Origin of the sequence: Pseudoalteromonas sp. PS1M3 (assembly GCF_016865405.1) — a bacterium.
Taxonomy (GTDB): domain Bacteria; phylum Pseudomonadota; class Gammaproteobacteria; order Enterobacterales; family Alteromonadaceae; genus Pseudoalteromonas; species Pseudoalteromonas marina.
Genome location: NZ_AP022624.1, coordinates 1,989,475 through 2,012,701 on the forward strand (window position 1 = coordinate 1,989,475; position 23,227 = coordinate 2,012,701).

The 23,227-nt window shown below is 41.4% G+C and carries 16 protein-coding genes; 3 read left to right on the forward strand and 13 right to left on the reverse strand.

Translation table 11 applies throughout. The features are described 5' to 3' along the window. Positions 1–9: 9 nt before the first annotated feature. Both PS1M3_RS09160 and PS1M3_RS09165 read right to left on the reverse strand, forming a co-directional pair. Complete coding sequence (locus PS1M3_RS09160) at positions 10–1,749, reverse strand: bifunctional protein-serine/threonine kinase/phosphatase (protein WP_008131259.1); 1,740 nt, start codon at positions 1,747–1,749, stop codon at positions 10–12. Positions 1,750–1,758: 9 nt separating this feature from the next. Next, positions 1,759–3,228: a NarK family nitrate/nitrite MFS transporter gene (locus PS1M3_RS09165; protein WP_008131258.1), complete on the reverse strand. Its 1,470-nt coding sequence runs from the start codon at positions 3,226–3,228 to the stop codon at positions 1,759–1,761. Between the two features lie 288 nt (positions 3,229–3,516). Between PS1M3_RS09165 and PS1M3_RS09170 the strand changes: the two genes are divergently transcribed. Then, complete coding sequence (locus PS1M3_RS09170; RefSeq protein WP_203983689.1) at positions 3,517–4,272, forward strand: molybdopterin-synthase adenylyltransferase MoeB; 756 nt, start codon at positions 3,517–3,519, stop codon at positions 4,270–4,272. A gap of 13 nt (positions 4,273–4,285) precedes the next feature. Here the strand turns inward: PS1M3_RS09170 and PS1M3_RS09175 are convergent, their stop codons facing one another. From PS1M3_RS09175 to modA, 3 genes are read right to left on the reverse strand one after another with little or no spacing between them, the layout of a single operon-like run. After that, on the reverse strand, positions 4,286–5,314 hold the full coding sequence (locus PS1M3_RS09175; protein WP_203983697.1) for an ATP-binding cassette domain-containing protein: 1,029 nt from the start codon (positions 5,312–5,314) through the stop codon (positions 4,286–4,288). A 1-nt stretch (position 5,315) separates the two neighbouring features. Beyond that, complete coding sequence (gene modB, locus PS1M3_RS09180; RefSeq protein WP_006794381.1) at positions 5,316–5,993, reverse strand: molybdate ABC transporter permease subunit; 678 nt, start codon at positions 5,991–5,993, stop codon at positions 5,316–5,318. Continuing rightward, positions 5,980–6,732, reverse strand: a complete 753-nt coding sequence (gene modA / locus PS1M3_RS09185) for a molybdate ABC transporter substrate-binding protein (protein ID WP_203983699.1) — start codon at positions 6,730–6,732, stop codon at positions 5,980–5,982. Before modA ends, modB begins: the two co-directional genes overlap by 14 nt. A 42-nt stretch (positions 6,733–6,774) precedes the next feature. Here modA and glp point away from each other — a divergent pair, with 42 nt between their 5' ends. Continuing rightward, positions 6,775–7,989, forward strand: coding sequence for a gephyrin-like molybdotransferase Glp (gene glp / locus PS1M3_RS09190; protein WP_203983701.1), 1,215 nt, complete (start codon positions 6,775–6,777; stop codon positions 7,987–7,989). Between the two features lie 83 nt (positions 7,990–8,072). Here glp and PS1M3_RS09195 read toward each other — a convergent pair whose 3' ends face one another. From PS1M3_RS09195 to PS1M3_RS09230, 8 genes are all read right to left on the reverse strand, one after another. Then, positions 8,073–9,956, reverse strand: coding sequence for a hypothetical protein (locus PS1M3_RS09195; RefSeq protein WP_203983703.1), 1,884 nt, complete (start codon positions 9,954–9,956; stop codon positions 8,073–8,075). Positions 9,957–9,965: 9 nt separating this feature from the next. Then, positions 9,966–11,057, reverse strand: coding sequence for a hypothetical protein (locus PS1M3_RS09200; protein ID WP_203983705.1), 1,092 nt, complete (start codon positions 11,055–11,057; stop codon positions 9,966–9,968). Between the two features lie 64 nt (positions 11,058–11,121). After that, on the reverse strand, positions 11,122–14,166 hold the full coding sequence (locus tag PS1M3_RS09205; protein ID WP_203983707.1) for a hypothetical protein: 3,045 nt from the start codon (positions 14,164–14,166) through the stop codon (positions 11,122–11,124). Between the two features lie 568 nt (positions 14,167–14,734). Continuing rightward, entirely contained in the window at positions 14,735–15,901 is a 1,167-nt protein-coding gene (gene prpF / locus PS1M3_RS09210) for a 2-methylaconitate cis-trans isomerase PrpF (RefSeq protein WP_203983709.1), read from the reverse strand. 14 nt (positions 15,902–15,915) lie between these two features. Beyond that, on the reverse strand, positions 15,916–18,522 hold the full coding sequence (acnD, locus tag PS1M3_RS09215; protein ID WP_203983711.1) for a Fe/S-dependent 2-methylisocitrate dehydratase AcnD: 2,607 nt from the start codon (positions 18,520–18,522) through the stop codon (positions 15,916–15,918). A 76-nt stretch (positions 18,523–18,598) separates the two neighbouring features. Further along, complete coding sequence (gene prpC, locus PS1M3_RS09220; protein WP_138739739.1) at positions 18,599–19,726, reverse strand: 2-methylcitrate synthase; 1,128 nt, start codon at positions 19,724–19,726, stop codon at positions 18,599–18,601. A gap of 46 nt (positions 19,727–19,772) precedes the next feature. After that, positions 19,773–20,651, reverse strand: a complete 879-nt coding sequence (gene prpB, locus PS1M3_RS09225) for a methylisocitrate lyase (RefSeq protein ID WP_006794390.1) — start codon at positions 20,649–20,651, stop codon at positions 19,773–19,775. 129 nt (positions 20,652–20,780) lie between these two features. Beyond that, positions 20,781–21,467: a GntR family transcriptional regulator gene (locus PS1M3_RS09230; RefSeq protein ID WP_010556308.1), complete on the reverse strand. Its 687-nt coding sequence runs from the start codon at positions 21,465–21,467 to the stop codon at positions 20,781–20,783. 265 nt (positions 21,468–21,732) lie between these two features. On the opposite strand from PS1M3_RS09230, the gene rsmF reads away from it, so the two are divergent. Then, the gene (gene rsmF, locus PS1M3_RS09235) at positions 21,733–23,172 is read left to right on the forward strand and encodes a 16S rRNA (cytosine(1407)-C(5))-methyltransferase RsmF (RefSeq protein ID WP_203983713.1); all 1,440 of its coding nucleotides are present in this window, start codon (positions 21,733–21,735) and stop codon (positions 23,170–23,172) included. Positions 23,173–23,227: the final 55 nt, after the last annotated feature.

Below are 23,227 nucleotides of genomic sequence, written 5' to 3' on the forward strand. Positions count from 1 at the left end.
GTTTATCTCTTAGTTTTTAATTATGAGTACACACACCAAGGCTATAAATAAACACAACGAAATACTTTTCCAGACTAAAACCGGATCGCGTTTCATTATTGAGTCTTTCGGGGCGGTACTTTTTAAATGTGGATTAGGTTTATTGATATCGCTTATAAATTCAGAAAATGCGTGGTATCTGAATTCAGGTTTGGGAGCCAATGCTTTCATTAAAGCCTGATCTAACCAAAACGGGATATCTGCTCTGTGTTTACGAATACTAGTGTATTGCCAGTGACTGTAATCTTTTGGTACATGATTATGCGCGAGTGGCTGATACGGCAATTTTGAACATAATAATTCGTACGCAACAACGCCTAGCGAAAATAAATCACTCTTAAAATCGGCGTGCATAGTGATAAGCGTCTCTGGTGCGGTGTAATCTACCGTACCTTGCGGGCAATCATCTGCAATTTGCTTTACCGACTCATCCATAGCCGCAACACTTACCGTGCCGTAATCGATTAATGTTACTTTGCCGTGAGCGTCTATCATCACGTTATCGAGTTTTAAATCGCGATGCACCATATCCAAACGCTGAAATGCTCTGAGTGCTTGTACTATTTGTTCAATAATACTACGCACTTGGGTAATTTCTGGATGCGGCACATCATGCTTCCAATCACTCAATGTTTGCCCGTCCATGTATTCGCAAATATGATATAAAAATCGGCTTTGCGATTGCGTATTTAAAACCTTCATTACATTGGGATGATTAATACGCTGCCCTACCCAGCCTTCTCTTATAAAGCCTTGTAGGTAGTGCACATCGTCTTCAAAATTTACCGAAGGCGCTTTTAATACAACCGGCGGCGTATCGGGTGTTTGTTGCACTAAATAAATATGCGAGCGGCTACTAGCGTGTAATTCACGGATAACAGTAAAGTCATCAATTTTTTGGCCAACTTTTAACGGTGGCGGAATTTTTCGCCTAGTTAAAGAGTGATATAACTCGTCTAAATTTTGTTTTGCAATACTATTAACTTTTACAAGTAAGCAGCTTACGTTGTCGTCACTGCCTCTTGCTATGGCAAGCTCTGTGACTGCTTTTGCTGCGTGCTCTAAATTAGTATGCTCATCAATTAGCTTTTGTATATCACTGTATGGCAACACATCGTGTACACCATCGCAGGTAAGTATATAAATATCATCAGCTTTAAGTTCAACTTCGTATACATCAATTTCTTGATGAAGCTGCGCGCCTAAAGCTCGCGTTAGAGTATCGTTTACTTTATGGTCGCGTGTTATCGCCTCCATACTTTTTGCACGTAACCGCGTAATTCGGGTATCACCTAAATGAAAAATATAACCCGTGGCCGATTTTAAAATAAGCGCTGTAAACGTGGTCATCCAATCTGCTTGGCGCTGGCCAAGGTGATTGTAGTTAACCGATTGCGAATAAAGCCACTGATTTAAACTGGCCAATACCTTAGATACCGACTTTTTAACGGCCCAACTTGGTGGTGTATTTAAATACTCATTTATAAAGTGCGTTACCGATAACTGCGACGCTTGTTTAGCATTTCTTGCTGATGAACACCCATCGGCCAAGCAGGCAATAACCCCTTTTGACTCTTTTTCTTGCGCTTGAGTATTAAGAGCAGCAAACGCATCTTGGTTTTCGGTTTTTATACCTTTGCTACTGTGCCCACCAAACTCAACGTTAAGTTCGTTTGTAAGTGCGCTGGCTTTTTGGGTTTCATCAAACATATGTATGCCTTAAGTCACAGAAATAAGTTCAACGGTGCCATCTTCGTTTACTTCTGTGATGTGGCCATCGGGTTCTTTCATGAAAAGTAATGCACCTAAGCCTAATAATGCACTTGCCGCAATAATCATAAAGAATGTTTGGTAATCAACTAATGAGAGCGCCGTTAAATACACGACAGCTCCTACATTGCCGTAGGCGCCCGTCATACCTGCAATTTGACCCGTTAAACGGCGTTTAATAAGTGGCACAGCGGCAAATACAGCGCCTTCCCCCGCTTGCACAAAAAACGAACACGCCATGGCAGCAGCAACTGCAAGCCAAAGCGGCCAACTAGCGTCAACTAAGCCCATAACAAAATAACCTACAGCTAAGCCTGTGGTAAGTACAATAAGTGTTTTACGACGACCCATTCTATCTGAGATCCAACCACCACCCGGGCGAGAAGCTAAATTCATGAACGCATACGCTGATGCAAGTAAGCCTGCGTATACCATATCAAGGCCAAACACCTCACTAAAAAATAATGGCAACATAGATACAACGGCAAGCTCTGAGCCAAACGTTGTAAAATAAAGAATATTTAAAACTGCAACTTGTTTAAATTCGTAACGGTGTGATTCAGGAACAGGTTGCTTAAAAATATGGCCGTTTATGTCGTACGTTTTATAAACTTCGTAAAGATAAAGCAGCACCAAAAATACATATGTACCAATAACAAAATTTTCAGAAAGTAAATTTGCACCAGTAGGAGAAAGCTTCCAAGTAAGTAGTGCTAAAGCACCGTACATAGGTAGCTTCATTATAAGAAGTAGTACAAAGTCGCCTTTGCTGGTTACTTCCATTGCTCCTACTTTTTTTGGTTTAAAGTAAGTGCCACCTTTTGGCGTGTCAGTTACGCTGATGTACCAAATAACACCAAAAATGACACTTAATACACCGGTTAGGCCTATCGCATAACGCCAGCCATCGTCACCGCCAAACATAAGCGCTAATACAGGCAATAGCATTGCAGCAGCTGCCGAGCCAAAGTTACCCCAGCCACCGTAAATACCTTCTGCTGTACCCAACTCGTTTGCCGGGAACCACTCGCTCACCATGCGAATGCCCACAACAAAACCCGCACCAATAAAGCCAAGTGCAAAACGCGCGATAGCGGCTTGCTCAAACGTGGTGGCCATCGCAAACATAAAACATGGGATGCTACATAAAATCAGTAATGATGCATAAACGATGCGAGGCCCAAATTTATCAGTTAACATGCCCACAACCACGCGAGCAGGAATGGTTAGTGCCACATTTAAAATAAGCAGCGTTTTTACTTGTGCCATAGTAATACCTAGCGAACCCGCTATAGCGCCTAATAATGGCGCATGGTTAAACCAGACAAAAAATGAGATAAAAAACACCATCCAGCTTAAATGCAATATTTTCATTTTTCCGCTAAACGATATGAGATTAAACCCAGTACTCGGTTGCATGTTATTTTTCCTTAGTTACGTTTGTAGTTATTTATAGCAGTTACTACTTTGTTATTAATTACACTGCTATATTTGTTAATTTCACGTTAACCATGCTGAGCAATTAGTGAGCCAATAATTTATTTATTTAAAAATCATTAACTTATGTTTTTTCTAATTCGTTATAATTTTCATTTGCACTGTTAAGGTAATCAAAGTGAGCACTAACAGTGCAATTACTTTTAACCGCGTTCTTGCCCACATATTCTAAAAATTGCTATTGTGTATAAAAATAATGAGAAGCCGCTAATGACTAAACCAGCCCTGACTTACCAACAACAACTACGTTACTCGCGCCACATAATGCTTCCTAAATTAGATATAGAGGGACAAGAAAAAATATGGCAATCTCATGCGCTTATAGTCGGTTTAGGTGGTTTGGGCTGCCCCGTTGCTCAGTACTTAGTTGCCTCCGGTGTGGGTACGTTAACGCTTGTAGATAACGACGTGGTTGATGCTACTAACTTGCAAAGGCAGGTGCTTTATAAACAAACAGATGTAGGGTACTTAAAAACTCACGCCGCCAAAGCGCAGTTAACTAGCTTAAATGATGAAATAGATATACATACAATCGATGTATTTTTAGATGAAAAGTCAAAGCTTGACGAGCTATTAAAAAATATTGATATAGTCATTGATTGCTCTGATAACTTAACTACACGTAATGTATTAAACACAGCCTGTTATAAAACAAAAACCCCACTAGTATCGGGCGCTGCAATTAGAATGGAAGGCCAAGTTGCCTGTTTTACAATGCAAGAAAATAGCCACTGTTATGAGTGTTTATCGCAGTTTATGTCTGATCAAACACAAAGCTGCTCAGAATCAGGCGTGCTATCGCCCATTGTAGGATTAATTGGCAGTATTCAGGCCACTGAAGCGTTAAAAATGCTTGCTGGATTACCAAGCGGGTTGAGCGAACATTTACTGCTGGTTGATGGTTTAAGTATGGAGTTTAGTCGCTTTAAAATCACAAAAAACAGTCATTGTGCTACGTGCAGCTAAAACCCACTTTACATTACTCTAGATTATGAATAGTCGTATAAAGTGTATCGCCTACTTTATAGTTTTTTTGATCCCATACTCTTGGTGAAAGTAAGCAATACAAGCTTTGCCCGTCTACATCTAGCGTAAGTTGCCATGTTTTATCTATAAGTTCTGCACTGTGTAGCGTACATATTAAAACATTGCTGTTATTTGTGTTTAATGGCGTTTCTGCACTTACCGATATTTGCTCACACTCTAATATAAGTTTATTTCCTTGCTCTACAGCGCTGGGTAATGCAAATAGCTGCTGCTCGCTTTTGTGGAGTTTAAGCAAATACACACCGTATTTTTCATCAAATGTAATGATTTGAAAGTTAATTAAGCTCAGCGGTGCTTGTTTATTATTAGCGTAAATAGCTTTAGCCACCTGCGCACTCGGGCCATGGTTAATTACTTTACCGTTATTAAGCTGCACCAGGGTATCGCAACAAAACAATAGTTCTTTTAACGAGTGGCTCACTATAATAAATTTAATAGTAAACGTTTCCGCCAATTCACTTAATGTTGAGAGTGTTTTAAAGCGCAGCGGCCAATCAAGAGCGCTAAATGGCTCATCTAAAATAATTAATTTTTGACCTGCCAACAACGTCCGTGCAAACACCACCCGTTGGCGCTCCCCGCCAGACAAGCTTTGAACGTTGCGTTTAAGTAAGGGGTGTAACTCAAGTGCATCAATAACTTTTTGTTCAGTTAAGTCAGTTTGCCTATTAAAACAATGCTTTTGTGTAAACGCTAAATTACCTGCTACATCCAAATGCGGAAATAATGGGCAGGACTGAACTTGCAACGTAACACCGCGTTGCTCAGTTGGTAAATGATGTACCGATTTATTATTTATATAAACACTCTGCTCACCTTCAAGGCCACTAATACAACGTAGCAAGGTGGACTTACCCGAGCCCGATGGACCAAAAATTCCCGCAATAGTAAAAGATTCAAGGTGAAGGTTTATGTCTAAATCAAAGCTGTTTAGCGATTTATAAAGGGCTAACTTAATCATATTATTGCTTAACCCCCACTATGCTTTTATTAAATTTAAATAACAGCACTAAACACGCAAATGAAATAGCCAGTAAAATAAGCGAAAGCTGATGCGCCGCTGCATAGTTTAACGACTCTACATGGTCGTACAAAGCAATAGAAACAACCTGTGTTTCTCCTTGTATATTGCCACCAATCATCAGCACTAAGCCAAACTCCCCGAGTGTATGCGCAAACCCCAGTGCAAATGCACTACCAATACTAGGTTTTAACAACGGCAATATTAAGTAAAAAAAACGCTTAAAGTGGCTCAAACCCAAGGCAATTGCAGCCTCGTTATAGGTGTGGTTAATCTGCTTAAACCCTGCCACTAAGGGTTGCATTACAAACGGCAAAGAATAAAAAAGCGAACCAATAACAACACCCTGAAAACTAAACGCAAGTTGGGTGCCTGTTAGCCAAAACCAAAATTGCCCAAAAGCATGTGTGGGCGAAAATAAAACCAGTAGATAAAAACCAAGTAAGGTCGGTGGCAATACTAACGGCATTGCAATAAGCGCTTCTAAAAACGGTTTAAATTTACCTTTGTACCCCGCTAGTTTGTATGCAACAGGAATACAAAAAACAAGCAGCAACACAGCCGTTATAAAAGCTAACTTTACCGTCAGCCACAGTGCTGTTAAATCACTTTGAAGCATTGCTATCCTTTGTTCTATATCCTAATTCAACAAGCTTAAATTGAGTGCTGCTGGTCATTAAAAAGTCCATAAGCTTTTGAGCGCTTGCCAGTTTTTTACTCGATTTAATAATAACCCCCTGTTGAATAATTTCGGGATACTCGCTAGGCGGTATTAACTTGTACGATAAATACTGTGGGTCCTGGCTATTATTAAACGCCATTTTTAATGTAGAGACAGCCACGACCCCTACAGATGCATTCCCACTTTGAACAAACTGAAAAGCTTGCGTAATATTATTACCATACACATAATTTATTGGCTTTTTAAAATTGGCATTCGCGTAAAACTCAGACGCCTGCCCATAAGGTGAAAAACGCGGATTAGCGATTGCCACTTTATTATTTACTTTATTAGCATTGGGCTGCCACACAGCAAGTTCACCAAGTGCATAGGTAATTAAGCTACTTTGACTAGCAAATCCTTCTTTTATTAAAGCTTGCGGGCGCACATCGTCAGCCGATAAAAACACATCAAACGGCGCTCCATGTACAATTTGAGAATATAAAACACCGCTAGAAGCCGCTGATATTTTTACTTGTATACCCGGTATTGGGGAGTCTTGCAGTAAAGTTTGTAACACGGTTTTAAAATTACTTGCCACCGCAACATGTATTGTTTCTTTTGCGTTTAACGAGCTTGAAAACACGCAAATACCAAACAAAAAATAACCCAGCCATGTATTGTAAAGCTTTGACATTGTAAGTATTGTTTTAAAAAATGAATTAAGTAAGCAATATATATGAACGATGTTTGCAATGCACCCGGTTTATTACCAATAGAAACCGCAATCAGTAATATGTTAGATGCAATTAGCTTTAATAAGCATGCCGAAACAATACCTGTAATGAGTAGTGTTGGCCGAATTTTGGCTACTGATGTTCAATCAACAATTAATGTGCCCGCACATGACAACTCTGCGATGGACGGCTATGCATTGTGTATTAGTGACGGCCTAACCACCTACACGCAAATAGGCAGTGTATTTGCGGGTCAAACCTTCGACAAAACGCTAACGCCCGGTCAATGCGTAAGAATTATGACCGGTGCAGCACTTCCACCAGGTGCTAACGCCGTTGTTATGCAAGAAAACGCCACAGTAAATAATGATGAAATTACTTTTACAGGCACTATTGAGCACAATAACAATGTCCGTTTTGCAGGTGAAGATATTGCAAAAAACAGTGTGGTATTAAAAGCAGGCAGAAAGCTTAAAGGCGTAGACGTTGGATTATTAGCCTCTATTGGTATTAACGAAGTAAACGTTTACCAAACACTCAAAGTAGCCGTGTTCTCAACTGGAGACGAACTAATAGAGCCGGGTAATGCACTTCCTGCAGGCACTATTTATGAAAGTAATCGCGCTGTGATTATTAGCGAGCTTAATAATCCAAATATAGAGGTGATTGATTTTGGTATTATTCCCGATGACAAAACACTTATTCAAAAAACCTTTTTAAAAGCGGACGAGCAAGCCGATGCCGTTATTAGCTCTGGTGGTGTATCGGTTGGTGAAGCCGACTTCACAAAAGAAGTACTAAACGACATTGGCGATATACACTTTTGGAAAATAGCCATGAAACCAGGCAAACCATTTGCCTTTGGTAAATTGCCTAACAGCTACTTTTTTGGTTTACCTGGCAATCCAGTTTCTGCAGCCGTTACGCTTGAGCGACTTGTAAAACCAGCATTGACCAAACTATCTGGCAATGAACCTAAACCCACCCTTCGTTTAAAAGCAGTCACAACTCAACAAATTAAAAAGCGCCCAGGCCGAACAGACTTTCAACGTGGTATTGCCAGTAACGATGAAAACAATAACCTTGTTGTCACACCTGTTGAAAAACAAGGCTCAGGCGTATTGTCATCTCTTAGTAAAGCTAACTGTTTAATTGTAGTCCCTGCGCAAAGTGGAAACATTGCACAAGGCGAAACTGTTGAAATAGAACTCTTATAACGGCAGTTACAAAATACAAAAAGCCCAACTAGGTGTTCACCTTGTTGGGCTTTTTAATATTAGTTTATAAAACTAACGGTGGTTTAAAACACCGATTCAAAATCACCATTTGGAAATAAAACACCTGGGATCCCACGAACGGCTGTAACCTCAGCAATTTTTGTATCACCAAAGTATAAGCCGCCACTGTAATTACGACCCGCTTGTTTTACATCTAACCAGCGACCGTTTTCACCTTTTGCAACTAGGCTAATATTACCATTAACATCGCGAATACGAAGATCCAACGCCTGTCCTTGAACACTCACATATATATCCGTCGATGTTAGCTCTGTTAAATTATCTACAGCACCCACATAAGCAAATTTAAAATCGTTAGCGGCACTTAGTGGAAAATCTAATTCGAAGGTAAAGGCTAAATCATCATTTTCTTCACCAATAAAAGGTGACGATTCAATTGCAGTTATATGAAACGCAGTACTTTGAACCTCGCCTTCAAAGTCACCTTGAAAATCGAAAGACGATAACGTAGTGGATACCTCGCCAAATGAGTCCACAAAACGGTTTAGGTTTAACGATAAATCGCCAGCTAATTCACCATTAGCTTTATTAATAACAACATTAGTAGTAAGTTGTGCAATACCTGTATCAGCATCAGGATTTGTTTCGTTTACAACGTCAATACCATCAAACTGAATCAGCAACTCGCTAACATCAACACTCAGTAAAGTTGAGCCATTGGTTACCGTAGCACTCATTACACCCTCAATTTTATTACCTAACACGCCACTTACTCTAAATGTAGGAATAGATAAGTCTATGCTAATCGGTAAGTTATCGTAGGTACCCGTTATAGCCCAAGTATAAGGCGATTTACTGTAATCAATGTCTAAATCTCTCAGCGAATATTGCCCAGCAGGCACTGAATCATCAGCCAGCGGTGAATAATTAGTTATAACCTCGTTAAGCGCATTAGTCAGTGCTGTAAGCGTTGCTTGAGTATCTTCGTCAAACGCACCCTCTAGTTCAGCAAATTTAGCGTCGAGTTCATTTGAGTAGCTTTTTTCTTGAAGCCTTGCAACACCAATAATATTTCTAACATCAACAAGCAGCTCTCTTGAATCTATGCTCTGTGCTTCACTCACACGTAGCTCCCACTGCTGATAAGTAGTAACACTCGCAATGGTTTGGTTTACTTGGCCTGCTACATTAGGAAGTAAGCCATTTCCCTGTTCACTAAACAGGTTATCAGGAATATATTGAGCAGCTAATTGGCTGTAGTCTTGCCATGCTTGTTGTTCGCTATCATTACTAGAAAAGGCATTAAATGCAGTATCAACGTTAAAGGTACTGTCGGCTACACCCGCAATAATAGCAGCATAAGTAAAGGCATTAGTTACCATTTCAGCTTCAACACTGGCTGTAAGGTTACTGTGCGTTAAATGATAAAACGGCGTGGCAGATAAACTTGCTTGCACTGCACTTAAGCCTGCATCAGTAATCGCTGTACTTAAAGGAGAAAAATACACCGCGTTAACACCAGGAGCAATAAACGCATCGGCCTTATAATTTAATGTAACAGACGTTAGTTCTTGAAAATCAACTAAACGGTTGCCGTTTAAATCATTAGGGTCATCTCGTACTGTTCTGCCACACCCTGTAAATCGTGGACAAGATAACAACGTATCATCAGGTATAAATTCAAAGCGGCTGTATGTAAGCGGCGTTACACTTATGCTAAACGTATTAATGTTATCTACTTCAATCGACTCTTGAATAACACCTTCGTTATTTAAAATATTGAGTGTACCCTTCGGCGACTGCCAGTTGGCGACATAAAAACGGGCTGTTGAATTAGTTGTAATTTGAGTTACAGCCACACTTTCGTTGTTATCAGAACTAGAAGATGATCCACCACAACCCGCTAATGCTACTGCAACCCCTAAAGGTATAATTTGTTTTAACATCTTCATTCCTTAAAACTTAATGTTCATGTACCAATTTATATTTGCATAATACGCTTTATCCAAATCTAAACTATCGGTTTGCAGATTAAGACCAAAATACTCGCTTTCAATACCCACTAAATAAGCCTTGCTTTTAGTTTCATAGCCAGCCTGTACTTTCCAATGATCCCAAAAATGAACTCGCCCTTTTAACTGGCTAAATGTATCTTGATCATAACGTTTAAGAGTTAATTGAGTCGAAAATCGATCATTTATTCTATAATCAGCAAACGCTTGCATGCGCATTTTCATATCAAAGTCATGAGATTGCGTATTTCCAAACGACGATGTTTTTAACGATACAGTTGGCTGCGTAATTATATCGCCATTATCGTTTTGGCTAAATGGGATCTCGGTTGTTTGCCCGTTAACAAACCCACTGTCTTCATAATCAGTTTTATACAGCAAGTCTTTAACGCTAAAGCCTACATGCAACTCGGCATTTACTTGCCAATTAGCAAATATATCTAGGCTATAACCTAACCCTTCTGGGTTTTCAGATGGCGTAAATTTTTTAAATAAAATATCTTTTGAATAGTTATAATCTACAGAAATATCGCCTTCTACTTCATCACTGTAAATGCGCCCGTCAACAATCCCGTCTTGAAAGTGCGTACTAGCAAAAATAGAAATTTTTGGTGTAATAGTTAATGCGTTTTTATCTAAAAATTTAAAATCGTAAGACGCAAATATACCATTAGAGGTTGCTTGTTTAGCGTCTAAATAATAGGTGTAGTATCTATCTTCAAAAGCCAAATCATTTTTTTCAATGTGTGTGTATTTTGCCGTATCTGGATCAAAATTTAGTACGTAGTCAAAGCGACTTTGTAAACCAACTTTAAAATTACCGTACCCAACACCAACTTCAAAAATATTGTACGTAAATGCACTGTCACCCGAGGTTAGCGGCGCATCAAAGTCATCAACAAATGCCTGAACTGGTTGCGCTTCGGTATAGATTTCTGCGTCAAAATGAGTAAAAACTTGAAACTGATTATTAGCGGATGCAAGTGGAGAAAGTAGAGCTGATGAAAATCCTAGCAAAAGAATTTTTTTTTTCATAATTTAATCGCTTTCAATAAAAAAAGGGAAAAGCACGCAGCTTTTCCCTTTAATAGTTTAAAAATTACTTGCTTGAGTCAATTAAATCAACATCAGTGTAATCCATTGTTACACCATCAATGTAAGAGATTGAAAGCCCATTAGTAACTTTAGTAGCAGTACCAAACGACATCATCATGCCGTTGTACATAGCTTTAACGTCGCCAGTGTAACCTGTAGACTCAGCACCCATAAGAGATAATGTGTAACCCATTGCTGCGTCACCTTTAACCATTACATCTAGCATGCTTTGATCTTCATCACCGCTTGCGTCAACCGTACCCATAACTTTAAAGTCTAGGTCGCCAGACATACCTTCAAGAGTAACAGTACCCTTGTCAGTCGCGTCATTAGCCATTACGTTTAACATACCAGTAAACCCAGAATCACCGTCCATAATTGTCACGTGGTTCCAAGTTTCAGTATTAACGATTTCAGCATCATCTACTGTGTCAGCATCAACTTCGCCGTCAAAAGTAAATATTAAACAAGAATCAATTTGAGTCTCGTCAATAGTACCGGCTGCAAAATCAACACAATCTGTAAGTGCGTTTGCTTGCGTGTCTGCAGTCATTAACTCAACCGTAGCATCATCACCGCCAACTAACGTAGCACCCCAAGCAACAACTAACTGCTCGCCTTGGTAAGATGCAGCAGCGCTGATCATTTCACCTGTGGTTGCATTGTTAAGCATAAGCGTTAGGTCGTCTAAGCTGTAAGCATAAGTCCAGTTAGGTTGACGAGTAGACGTACCTTCACCTGAGTTACCCATACCAGCTAGCTCATCAATAACGTCTGCTAAAACATCAGCTGCATCAAGAACCGCTTCTCCACCAGTGCTTGTAAGTACAGTCATTGTGCTTAGTGACTCTGATGTTGCTTTAACAGATACAAGAACTTCAAACTTAGCAACCGCTTCTTGCGCCGTTAATTGTAGAGCATACGCTGTAGCAAACTGCTCTGATGCAAGTTCAGCTTTAGCAGCAGCTGTAACAGCCATTGCCTCTGCAGCATCAATTAAATCTTGTGCATCGGCACTGTCAGCATCTAAAGCTAAGTAAGCTTCTGCAGCAGCTAATGCTTGTGCAATAGCAACTTCGAATGCGTCAACACTTGCAGCAAAGTCAGAAGCCGCAACAATCGCAGCATCTGCCTTAGCTAGCGCCTCAGCTGCATTATCAGCGTTGTTTACCATTGCATTTTCAGCATCTGTAAGCGCGGTTGTTGATGCTGTTTCAGCAGTCATTGCAGCCGTTTCAGCTGCTAGCGCTAGTTCGTTAGTTTCTGTAGCAAGGGCAGCTGCTGCTGCAACTGCTGCATCAAACTCAGCAAGCGCTGCTTCAGCTTCAGTAACAAGTAATGCAAGTTCTGTGTTAAACGCTGCAACTTTTTCAATTTCAGCTGAAGAACCTGTTACTAACGCGTCTGCATCATCTAAAATCTGTTGGTAATCAGAACTATTTGCCACAAGTAATGTAGCTACAGATACTAAACCTTGAGACTGTACAAACAATGCATTCGATTCACCGGCTAAATCAGCAACTGCAGCTTCATTTACAAGTAACTCAACCGCATTTGCTAACGCTACTGCTGTGTCTGCGTCAACTACAGTGTCACCACCTAGTGCTTGTACTGCAACTAAATCAGCTTGCGCAGCAGTAACTGATGCCTGAATTGACACTAGCTCAGCTTCTGCAACAGTTACCGCAGCAGTTACTTTAGCTGCAAGTTGCATGTAGAAACCATCGCCTACTGTACAATCGTCAGTACAACCAATTTTCTCAAGTGCTTTTTTAGATTTTTCAGCAGCATTAGCTAAACCAGCATCACTTGCTGCGCCATTTTTAACAGCTTTATCTTTAGCAGCTTTTGCTTTTTTAGCTATGCCAGTTGATTGTGCGGCAAATGCAGCTTTTTCAGCGTCAGTCGCATCTGGGTTGTTTACAGCAAACGCAGCCGCAAGAGCAGCTTCAATATCACTTTCTTCACCAGTAGCAATTGCAAAGAAAATATTAGCTGTATTTGTAGCAGCTTGTTGTAATGCAGTAGCTAATGCAGCAATATCAGCATCTTCACTACCAGCTACACTGCCAGCTTTAATACCTGAGATTAACTTCGTCATATTGCCGTTAATATCAGCAAGACCTTGGATAGATGAAGCAACTTGAGTTAACGATAAAATACCATCGTCTAGCATTTCTTCGCCATCAACGTCAGCTAAATCGACTGCACCGCCGTTTGAAACATCACCTAGTAAAGAAGCAAGTAAAAGCGCTGTATCTGGGCCTAAAACTTGAACTAGCACGTCAACACTTGAATTTGCAATACCTGCAGCATCAACACCTTCGCCGGCATCAATTAATAGTTGTGAAACAAGCGTTGTTAAGAAAGTCGCGTTTGCTCTAAGTGAACGCGCTACGTTTGCGTCGCCTAAAACGCCACTTGCGCCAGATGCATCAGCTTCAACCGCTGGCACAAATTTAACAACAGAAAGCTCTAGGTCTGTTTTGTACCATTCGCCAAACTCAATTGCTGTATCGCCATCGTTAACGTCGTCTTCTGCTGGTGCTTCGTCGTAAGTACCACAACCTAGGTATGCATCACAACGTAGGTAGCTGTCGTCGCCTTCAGCTGATGTTTTAACAGTAATGTATACTGGACCTGTAAAGTCGTCTTCTAGGAATACACTGTAACGACCGCTTTCATCTGTTAAAACAGCGTCTGGGTTTGCTGCTAAAATACTTGCCGCTACTGCTTCATCAGCAGCTTCTTGAGATAAACCTTCAGCAGAGAAAGTTTCAGCTTCCGCAGATGCCGCTAAACGAAATGGTACTGCTACCGTCTGGCCTGTTGAATCCAATGTTGAAACGCTAACCACCGCGTTCATCATTGCACCTTTAACTGCTTTACCTGTTACTTCAACGTTAAACTGGACGCTATCTGATGAATCAAAAGACTCAACAGGTGGAACATAAACATTTCTGTCATTATCAGAACCACACGCCGTTAAGCCGAGTGTGAGTGCAACTGATGCCGCTATTGGTGTAAATTTGATCATACGCTTCGCCATTTATTTCTCCTTGATAGCCATGAAATAAGTATCTGAAAAAGTTTGGTTAAACTTGGGAAATTTTATTAGTCGTTTACAAAAAATGTAAACAAGCACAATAATCTAACCTTTGTTACTAGAACTTTAAAAGTACCATTAAGCTATGAGTTGTTGCTACATATTTATACATATAAAATGATGTAATTTTAGTTTAACGCCATGTTTTAATTTTTATAGGCCTTAATTAAATTCAATAACCTAGGTTACAGCCACAAAAAACCAACATGCTGGTTTATAATATATCGTGTTTATTGATTGATTATTACATTAAATTTAGTTTGTTAAATTTTTTCTTCAAGTATTTGCGACAGAACATTAAAAATAAATGCAGAACGGAGATAAAGCAACCCAAAAGAACTGAGCTCTTAATTGAAAGTAAACCTTTAGAACCAGGAAAGCCAATCCCTTGTTTTTTATTTATTTTAAAATCCTGCTTAATTGTTACTGCATTATTAATATTGTTACGTTAACCCTAACTGACTAAAAGGGTCTTTTAATTTCACAAAGTTAATAATGCAGTACAAAATTTTTAAAAGGGAACTCTTACAACCCCTTCCATCAATACTCTGGCGCTTCGGCTCATACTCGCTTTGGTAACTTGCCAGTCTCCATTAATCTTTTTAGCTTCAGCGCCTACTTTTAACGTGCCCGAGGGGTGACCAAAATTCACTTCACTCAATGCGCCACCACCAGCAGCCATATTTACTAACGTACCGTCAATTGCTGCTGCGGTACCAATTGCAACCGCGGCTGTTCCCATCATGGCATGATGTAATTTCCCCATCGACATAGCACGTACTAATAAATTAATACTGCCAGCATCTATGTGTTTACCGCTTGATGCATTATACGCCACAGGCTTAGCAACAAACGCAACTTTAGGTGTATGCTGGCGTGCTTGTGCTTCATTTATATTATTAATTAAGCCCATTTTAACAGCGCCATAAGCACGTATTGTTTCAAGCTTTTCAAGCGCAGCATCATCGTTATTAATGTCGTCTTGCAGCTCAGTGCCGGTATAACCAATATCTTCAGCATTAATAAAAATAGTTGGAATACCCGCATTAATCATCGTCGCCTTTAGCGTACCAACATCTGGCACCTCTAAATCGTCAACAACATTACCCGTTGGAAATAAAGCCCCATCCCCATCAGCAGGGTCTACAAACTCAAGCTTTACTTCTGCTGCAGGGAACGTCACACCGTCAAGCTCAAAGTCACCGGTTTCTTGCACTTCGCCATTAGTCATAGGCACATGCACTAAAATGCTTTTTTTTATATTAGCCTGCCAAACACGCACAATAGCTATGCCATTATCGGGCACGCGGTTTTTATCAACTAAGCCATTACTAATAGCAAAAGCCCCCACGGCAGAGGTTAAATTACCGCAGTTACCGCTCCAATCAACAAACGCTTTATCAATAGCTACTTGCCCAAACAAGTAATCAACATCGTGATCGGCTTGCTCACTTTTACTTAAAATAACCGTTTTGCTGGTGCTTGATGTTGCACCGCCCATGCCGTCGGTTTGTTTACCATAAGGATCGGGGCTACCAATAACACGAAGCAATAAATTATCGCGCGCCTCACCTGCCACTTGGGCAGGCTTTGGCAAATCGGTTAAATTAAAAAACACACCTTTACTCGTGCCGCCACGCATGTAGGTCGCGGGCACTTTTATTTGTGGTTTAAACATTTTTTAAATCCTTATTACGCGTTTGTCGCTTCTAAAAAGTCTTGAGCAAAACGCTGTAATACACCACCAGCAGCGTAAATAGAAAGCTCTTCTTGCGTATCTAATCGGCATTTCATCGCTGCAGTTAGCACTTCACCATTTTTACGGGTGATCACAAGCTCTAATGTGGCGCCCGGTGCTGGTGCGCCTTTTACATCGTAACTTTCACTACCATCAAGGTTTAGTGTTTTACGTGTCGTGCCTGGTGCAAACTCAAGCGGTAAAACGCCCATGCCAATTAAATTTGTGCGGTGAATACGCTCAAAGCCTTCAGCAGCTATAACTTCAACACCTGCAAGCCTTACCCCTTTTGCCGCCCAATCGCGCGACGATCCTTGCCCGTAATCAGCACCGGCCACAATAATAAGTGGTTGTTTACGTTGCATGTAGGTTTCGATTGCTTCCCACATGCGCGTGTTTTCACCCTCGGGCTCTAAACGTGCGTAAGACCCTTGCTTAACGTCACCGTTTTCATCAAGTACCATTTCGTTAAGTAATTTAGGGTTTGCAAACGTGGCACGCTGCGCCGTTAAATGATCGCCGCGATGCGTTGCATAAGAATTAAAGTCTTCTTCTGGCACATTCATTTTAGTGAGGTACTCGCCCGCAGCACTGCTTGCCATAATTGCGTTAGAAGGTGATAAATGATCCGTTGTAATGTTGTCACCCAATAACGCCAAAGCACGCATACCACTCATGGTACGCTCACCAGCAAGTGCTCCTTCCCAATAAGGCGGGCGGCGGATATACGTACTTTGCGCTCGCCAATCGTAAAGTGGGTCGTTGTCTTCACCGTAATCTACGGTTAAGTCAAACATAGGCTCGTACACTTTTTTAAATTGCTCAGGTTTAACGCTTTGCTGAATTACCGCATCTATTTCTTCATCGGTTGGCCATAAATCTTTAAGCGTTACATCATTACCTTGTTGATCTTGTCCTAAAATATCTTTTTCAATATCAAAACGAATCGTACCCGCAATAGCATAAGCTACAACCAAAGGCGGTGATGCCAAAAAGGCTTGTTTAGCATAAGGGTGAATACGCCCGTCAAAGTTACGATTACCCGAAAGCACAGCCGTTGTGTATAAATCGCGATCTATCACTTCTTTTTGAATCACAGGGTCAAGCGCCCCACTCATACCGTTACAGGTAGTACACGCAAAGCCAACAATACCAAAACCAAGCTGCTCAAGCTCTGGCAATAGGTTTGCGTCTTCAAGGTACGATTGCACGGCTTTAGAGCCCGGCGCTAACGACGTTTTAACCCAAGGTTTGCGCATTAACCCTTTTGCATTCGCATTACGCGCTAACAAACCTGCAGCTATTACATTGCGCGGGTTGCTAGTATTAGTACAGCTGGTAATTGCCGCAATAATACACGCACCGTCTGGCATTAAGCCTTCTTCGTTTTCAACAACGCCCGAAATACCTTCTTTCGCTAAATCGCTGGTTGAAACACGACGATGTGGATTAGAAGGCCCCGCAATATTGCGGCCAACGCTCGATAAATCAAAAGTCAAAACACGCTCGTATTTTGCGGTTTTTAAGCTATCGCTCCAAAGGCCAGCCGTTTTAGCGTAGTTTTCTACAAGGGCTATTTGCTCTTCATCGCGCCCTGTTAAACGTAAATAGTCTATTGTTTTATCGTCGATATAAAACATCGCCGCAGTCGCACCAAATTCTGGCGTCATGTTAGAAATAGTTGCTCTATCGCCCAGGGTTAGCGCATCGGCGCCTTCGCCGTAAAACTCTAAATAGGTCGATACAACACGCTGCTCGCGTAAAAACTCAGTAATCGCCAACACAATATCGGTAGCGGTAATACCAGGCTGGCGAGTACCCGTAAGCTCTACGCCTACAATATCGGGTAAACGAATGTACGACGCGCGGCCAAGCATAACGCTTTCAGCTTCAAGCCCGCCTACACCCACTGCAATAACACCTAATGCATCAACATGCGGGGTATGGCTGTCGGTCCCTACAAGCGTATCTGGGAATGCAATGCCATCGCGGTTTTGAATAACAGGCGACATTTTTTCAAGGTTAATTTGATGCATAATGCCGTTACCAGGCGGGATCACATCAATATTTTTAAACGCGGTTTTAGTCCAGTTTATAAAATGAAAACGGTCATCGTTTCGGCGGTCTTCAATGGCACGGTTTTTTTCAAACGCCTCAGGATCAAAGCCTGCATGTTCAACCGCTAACGAATGGTCAACAATTAACTGCGTTGGTACCACAGGATTAACTTTAGACGGATCGCCACCTTTAGCGGCAATTGCATCGCGCAAGCCTGCTAAATCAACAAGGGCCGTTTGGCCTAAAATATCGTGGCACACCACACGCGCCGGATACCACGGAAAATCTAAATCTTGTTTACGCTCAATTATTTGGCTGAGTGCATCGGTAAGCATGGCAGGGTCGCAGCGACGTACTAAGTTTTCTGCAAATACACGAGAGCTGTAAGGGAGAGTCGCATAAGCGCCTGGTTTAATGGCATCAACAGCGGCTTGGGTATCGTAGTAATCTACATTTGAGCCCGCAAGCGGTTTGCGGTACTGAGTGTTATTAATTATGGTCATAATAAAAGTTCGCTAATAAGTGACGGGAAATAAAAAGGCAAAAAGGTGAGCTAGGCTCACCTTAAATGCTAACTAATTAGCCTCTTGATTCAATTGGCGTATAGCTGCGTGCGTCTGGCCCTGTGTAATCTGCACTTGGGCGAATAATACGGTTATTAGCACGTTGTTCTTTTACGTGAGCTGTCCAACCAGTAACGCGGCTCATCACAAATATTGGCGTAAACAACTTAGTGGGAATATCCATAAAGTGATAAGCCGATGCATGGAAAAAATCAGCATTACAAAATAACTTTTTCTCGCGCCACATTACTTCTTCACAACGAACAGAAACCGGGTAAAGTACATCATCGCCCACCTCTGCTGCTAATTTTTCAGACCACTTTTTAATAATTACATTACGCGGGTCCGATTCACGATAAATAGCATGGCCAAAGCCCATAATTTTATCTTTACGCTCAAGCATACCCATTACTTCTTGCTCAGCATGCTCTGCGCTAGTAAAGCCTTCAATCATATCCATTGCAGCTTCGTTTGCACCACCATGTAATGGCCCGCGTAACGTACCAATCGCACCCGTTACACACGAATGAATATCAGACAAGGTAGAAGCACATACGCGCCCTGTAAATGTAGAGGCATTAAATTCGTGCTCTGCGTATAAAATAAGCGACACATTCATTACTTGCGCAAACAACTCGCTTGGTGCTTTGTCGTGTAATAACGTTAAAAAGTGTGCGCCTACTGAATCGTCGTCTGTTTGTGTTTCAATGCGAACACCATCGTGTGAAAAGCGGTACCAGTAACAAATAATACTTGGGAACACTGCAACCATGCGGTCAATCGCATCGTTTGCTTGGCTAAAATCAAGTTCCATTTCAAGGTTACCCAACATAGAGCAACCCGTACGCATTACGTCCATTGGGTGCGCGTCTTTAGGAATATTTTCAAGCACCGTTTTAAGTGCATCTGGCAAGCCACGTAAGCTTTTTAATTTTGCTTTGTACTCAACCAACTCGTTAGATGTAGGTAACTCACCGCGTGAAAGTAAAAACGACACTTCTTCAAACTGCGCTTTTTCAGCCAGCTCGCTGATGTCGTAACCACAATACGTTAAGCCCGAGCCACTTTGGCCAACTGTACATAATGCCGTTTGGCCTGCTACTTGTCCGCGTAAGCCTGCGCCGCCTAATGCTTTATCTACCATGATCTTCTCCTATCTTAAATTTGTGTGTTGTCTAATTTAATAATTATTATTTGTCAGATTTTGATGAAAAAAGGTTATCGAGTGTGTTTTCGTATGTGTGGTAATCTAAAAAGTCATAAAGCTCAGCTCGGGTTTGCATGTTTTCAATTTCGCTTTGTTGCGAGCCTTCATTTAAAATAGCCGAGTAAACGTTAAGTGCCGCTTTATTCATAGCTCTAAACGCACTGAGCGGGTAAAGCACCATTTCAACGCCCACATCACTTAATTGCTCTTTGGTATAAATTGGCGTTTGGCCAAACTCAGTAATGTTAGCCAAAATAGGCACATTTAACGCATTCGCAAACGCTTGGTAATCGGCAAGGTCGTGCACGGCTTCAGCAAAAATAGCATCGGCGCCAGCTTCAACACAGGCTGCTGCGCGGTCAATGGCCGCATTTAAGCCTTCTTTTTGAAACGCATCGGTGCGCGCCATAATGTAAAAATCGCTATCGGTTTTTGCATCTACCGCGGCTTTAATACGGTCAACCATTTCGCCTTGGCTAACAATTTCTTTATTTGGGCGATGGCCACAACGCTTTTGAGCCACTTGGTCTTCTATATGAAAACCCGCCGCGCCTGCTTTGGTCATTTCTTTAACAGTGCGTGCAATATTAAACGCCCCGCCCCAACCGGTGTCGGCATCAACAAGTAAAGGTAAATCGCTTGCACCGGTAATACGGCGAATATCTTCAAGCACGTTGTCTAGGCTAGTCATACCTAAATCAGGCATACCGAAAGAGGCATTAGCAACACCCGCACCCGAAAGGTAAATAGCTTGGTGGCCCATTTTTTCAGCCATCATTGCTGTGTAGGCATTAATAGTGCCCACTACTTGTAAAGGGCGATTATTAGCAATAGCTTGTTTAAATTTATATCCTGCTGACATGTCATTTCCTCTCTTTGAACGGTGGCTACATGGAGTAACTTATATTTTTAATCTTTGTATATGACGCTTTAACTATTTTGCTTAACTTTTAGCTTTTAGCGGCTCATACCAATCTGTATGAGTAAACAGTTATTCAGATTGGTATAAATCAAATTTGGTTTGAATATTCGCTTGCGACGCACTTATATGGCGCTTCATTAGCATTTCGGCCAGTTCGCCGTCGTGGTTTTCAATCGCGTTAATAATGGCTAGGTGTTCGTCAAACGCTTTTGATACACGCGGCCCCACCATACCCATTTGCACGCGGTACATGCGTATTAATTGATACAGGTCGTTACAAAGCAAATGAATCAAATGCGCGTTTTTACTGCCTTTAATAATGCGATAATGAAAATCTAAATCGCCTGCTTCTTGGTAATACGACTCGCCTTCTTTAACGCGCTGCGTTTGTAAATGTTGATTAAGTAATTGCTTTAAGCCTTTAATTTCATCTGGCTCCATATTGTCGGCAGCTAAGCGGCACGCTAAGCCTTCAAGCGAGCTACGCACTTGGTAAACCTCAATTAAACGCTCAGCTGTTAGCGCTACAACACGGCAACCTACATTGGCTTTGCGCTCAACTAAATAACAGCTTTCAAGGCGGTTTAGCGCCTCACGCAATGTTGCGCGGCTTACGCCGTAACGCTTTGCAAGCTCAGGCTCCGAAATTTTACTACCTTGGGCAATAGTGCCCTCAACAATCTCACGGCGCATATTTACAAATACCTGATCAGATGCTGTGGTAACGGGCGCTTCGTTTGAAAATGAGTCTGTCATAAGTTATTTTTTAGATTGTCGACAATTTGTATCGCCATAATGGGCGCATTAAAAAAATATGTCAACCCTAAAACCTAACATAAAGGCTAAAAAACAGCCTTATTGTCGACACTATTAGTCTAAAGTATGAACAAGATTGTTTATGAATACCTAAAAACCACAAAATGTCGACAGCGAAACTTAATTAGGTGGCTCGTTTTTATCACTGAAATTTAGTTATTTAAGTGCTAAAATCGCGCTTTATTTTTAATGTACGAGCTAGCGCGTGAACGCCAATACTTTTATTCCTGAGCACTTTATAGACGACGTAAAAACCTACCTGCCAAATCATTTAAAGTTAGATGACTTTATAAATGCGTGTCGTCGCCCACTCAGAAAATCTATCCGCGTTAATACATTAAAAATAACCGTTGAAGACTTTATTAAAAAAGCGGAGCAAAAAAATTGGCAACTTACGCCAATCCCTTGGTGTAGCGAAGGCTTTTGGCTAGAACGCCCAACCAATGAAGAACAAAACCTAGCCCTGGGTAATACCGACCTACATTTAAGCGGCGCCATGTACGTACAAGAGGCAAGCTCAATGCTGCCGCCTATTGCGCTTAAGCAAAGCATACAAACAAGCAACACCGTGCTTGATATGGCGTCGGCGCCGGGGTCTAAAACATCGCAGCTAGCAGCACTAATGAACAACCAAGGCGTGTTGGTAGCAAACGAGCTTTCGTCGTCGCGTTTAAAAGTATTGAGTGCCACTTTAAAACGTATGGGTGTGGGTAACTGTGCGCTTTCTCACTTTGATGGCGTTATATTTGGTAACTACATGTATGAATGTTTCGATAGCATATTGCTAGACGCGCCCTGCTCTGGCGAAGGCACCGTGCGTAAAGATGCAGACGCATTAAAAAATTGGTCAATCGAATCAAACATTCAAATAGCCCAAGTACAAAAAGACTTAATAAAAAGCGCATTTTACGCGTTAAAACCCGGCGGCACGCTTGTTTATTCAACCTGTACGCTCACCCCGCTCGAAAACCAGCAAGTATGCGAATATTTGCTTGCAGAATTTGGCGAGTTTATAACGCCCGAGTCGCTTAGCGATTTATTTCCGGGCGCCGATAAAGCAACAACGACCGAGGGCTATTTGCACGTTTGGCCGCAAACCTACGACAGCGAAGGCTTTTTTATTGCCAAGTTTAAAAAGCACGCAAGTTGTAACAACCCAAACCAAACAGTTAAAAAAGGCGCATTTCCGTTTGTTGAGTTTGATAAAAAACCAACAACTGCATTTAAGAGCGAGCTTAAAAAACATTTTGGTTTAACAAATTTACCCGGCACATTAATGCAGCGCGACAAAGAACTGTGGTTATTCCCGCAGGGGTTTGATGCAATTCAAAACAAAATTAAATACGCCCGCTTAGGTATTCAAATAGGCATTATTCATAAAAACGGCGTAAGGCTAACCCACGAGTTTGCTACAGTTTTAGGCAGTGCGTGTAAAACCAACACGTATGCGCTAAATAGCGAACAAGCAAACGACTACTTTAATGGTAAAGATGTTCGATTAGCCGAGTCCACAAAAGAGCTAGGCGAAGTGGTATTAACTTTATGCGGCTGCCCCATTGGGCTAGGTAAATGGCAAAAAAATAAGATCAAAAACTCACTACCGCGCGATTTAGTGCAAAATACCCAGTTAATAAACTGGGAGTAAACATACTTAAATCACGTATAAAATGTGTACAACACAGTTAAGTGTTTGTATTAAC

What these genes read in the sequence shown, in the direction of transcription:
- PS1M3_RS09160 (WP_008131259.1), bottom strand. Translation starts at nt 1,749, where the DNA reads ATGTTTGATGAAACCCAAAAAGCCAGCGCACTTACAAACGAACTTAAC.
- PS1M3_RS09165 (WP_008131258.1), bottom strand. Translation starts at nt 3,228, where the DNA reads ATGCAACCGAGTACTGGGTTTAATCTCATATCGTTTAGCGGAAAAATG.
- PS1M3_RS09170 (WP_203983689.1), top strand. Translation starts at nt 3,517, where the DNA reads ATGACTAAACCAGCCCTGACTTACCAACAACAACTACGTTACTCGCGC.
- PS1M3_RS09175 (WP_203983697.1), bottom strand. Translation starts at nt 5,314, where the DNA reads ATGATTAAGTTAGCCCTTTATAAATCGCTAAACAGCTTTGATTTAGAC.
- modB (WP_006794381.1), bottom strand. Translation starts at nt 5,993, where the DNA reads ATGCTTCAAAGTGATTTAACAGCACTGTGGCTGACGGTAAAGTTAGCT.
- modA (WP_203983699.1), bottom strand. Translation starts at nt 6,732, where the DNA reads ATGTCAAAGCTTTACAATACATGGCTGGGTTATTTTTTGTTTGGTATT.
- glp (WP_203983701.1), top strand. Translation starts at nt 6,775, where the DNA reads ATGAACGATGTTTGCAATGCACCCGGTTTATTACCAATAGAAACCGCA.
- PS1M3_RS09195 (WP_203983703.1), bottom strand. Translation starts at nt 9,956, where the DNA reads ATGTTAAAACAAATTATACCTTTAGGGGTTGCAGTAGCATTAGCGGGT.
- PS1M3_RS09200 (WP_203983705.1), bottom strand. Translation starts at nt 11,057, where the DNA reads ATGAAAAAAAAAATTCTTTTGCTAGGATTTTCATCAGCTCTACTTTCT.
- PS1M3_RS09205 (WP_203983707.1), bottom strand. Translation starts at nt 14,166, where the DNA reads ATGGCGAAGCGTATGATCAAATTTACACCAATAGCGGCATCAGTTGCA.
- prpF (WP_203983709.1), bottom strand. Translation starts at nt 15,901, where the DNA reads ATGTTTAAACCACAAATAAAAGTGCCCGCGACCTACATGCGTGGCGGC.
- acnD (WP_203983711.1), bottom strand. Translation starts at nt 18,522, where the DNA reads ATGACCATAATTAATAACACTCAGTACCGCAAACCGCTTGCGGGCTCA.
- prpC (WP_138739739.1), bottom strand. Translation starts at nt 19,726, where the DNA reads ATGGTAGATAAAGCATTAGGCGGCGCAGGCTTACGCGGACAAGTAGCA.
- prpB (WP_006794390.1), bottom strand. Translation starts at nt 20,651, where the DNA reads ATGTCAGCAGGATATAAATTTAAACAAGCTATTGCTAATAATCGCCCT.
- PS1M3_RS09230 (WP_010556308.1), bottom strand. Translation starts at nt 21,467, where the DNA reads ATGACAGACTCATTTTCAAACGAAGCGCCCGTTACCACAGCATCTGAT.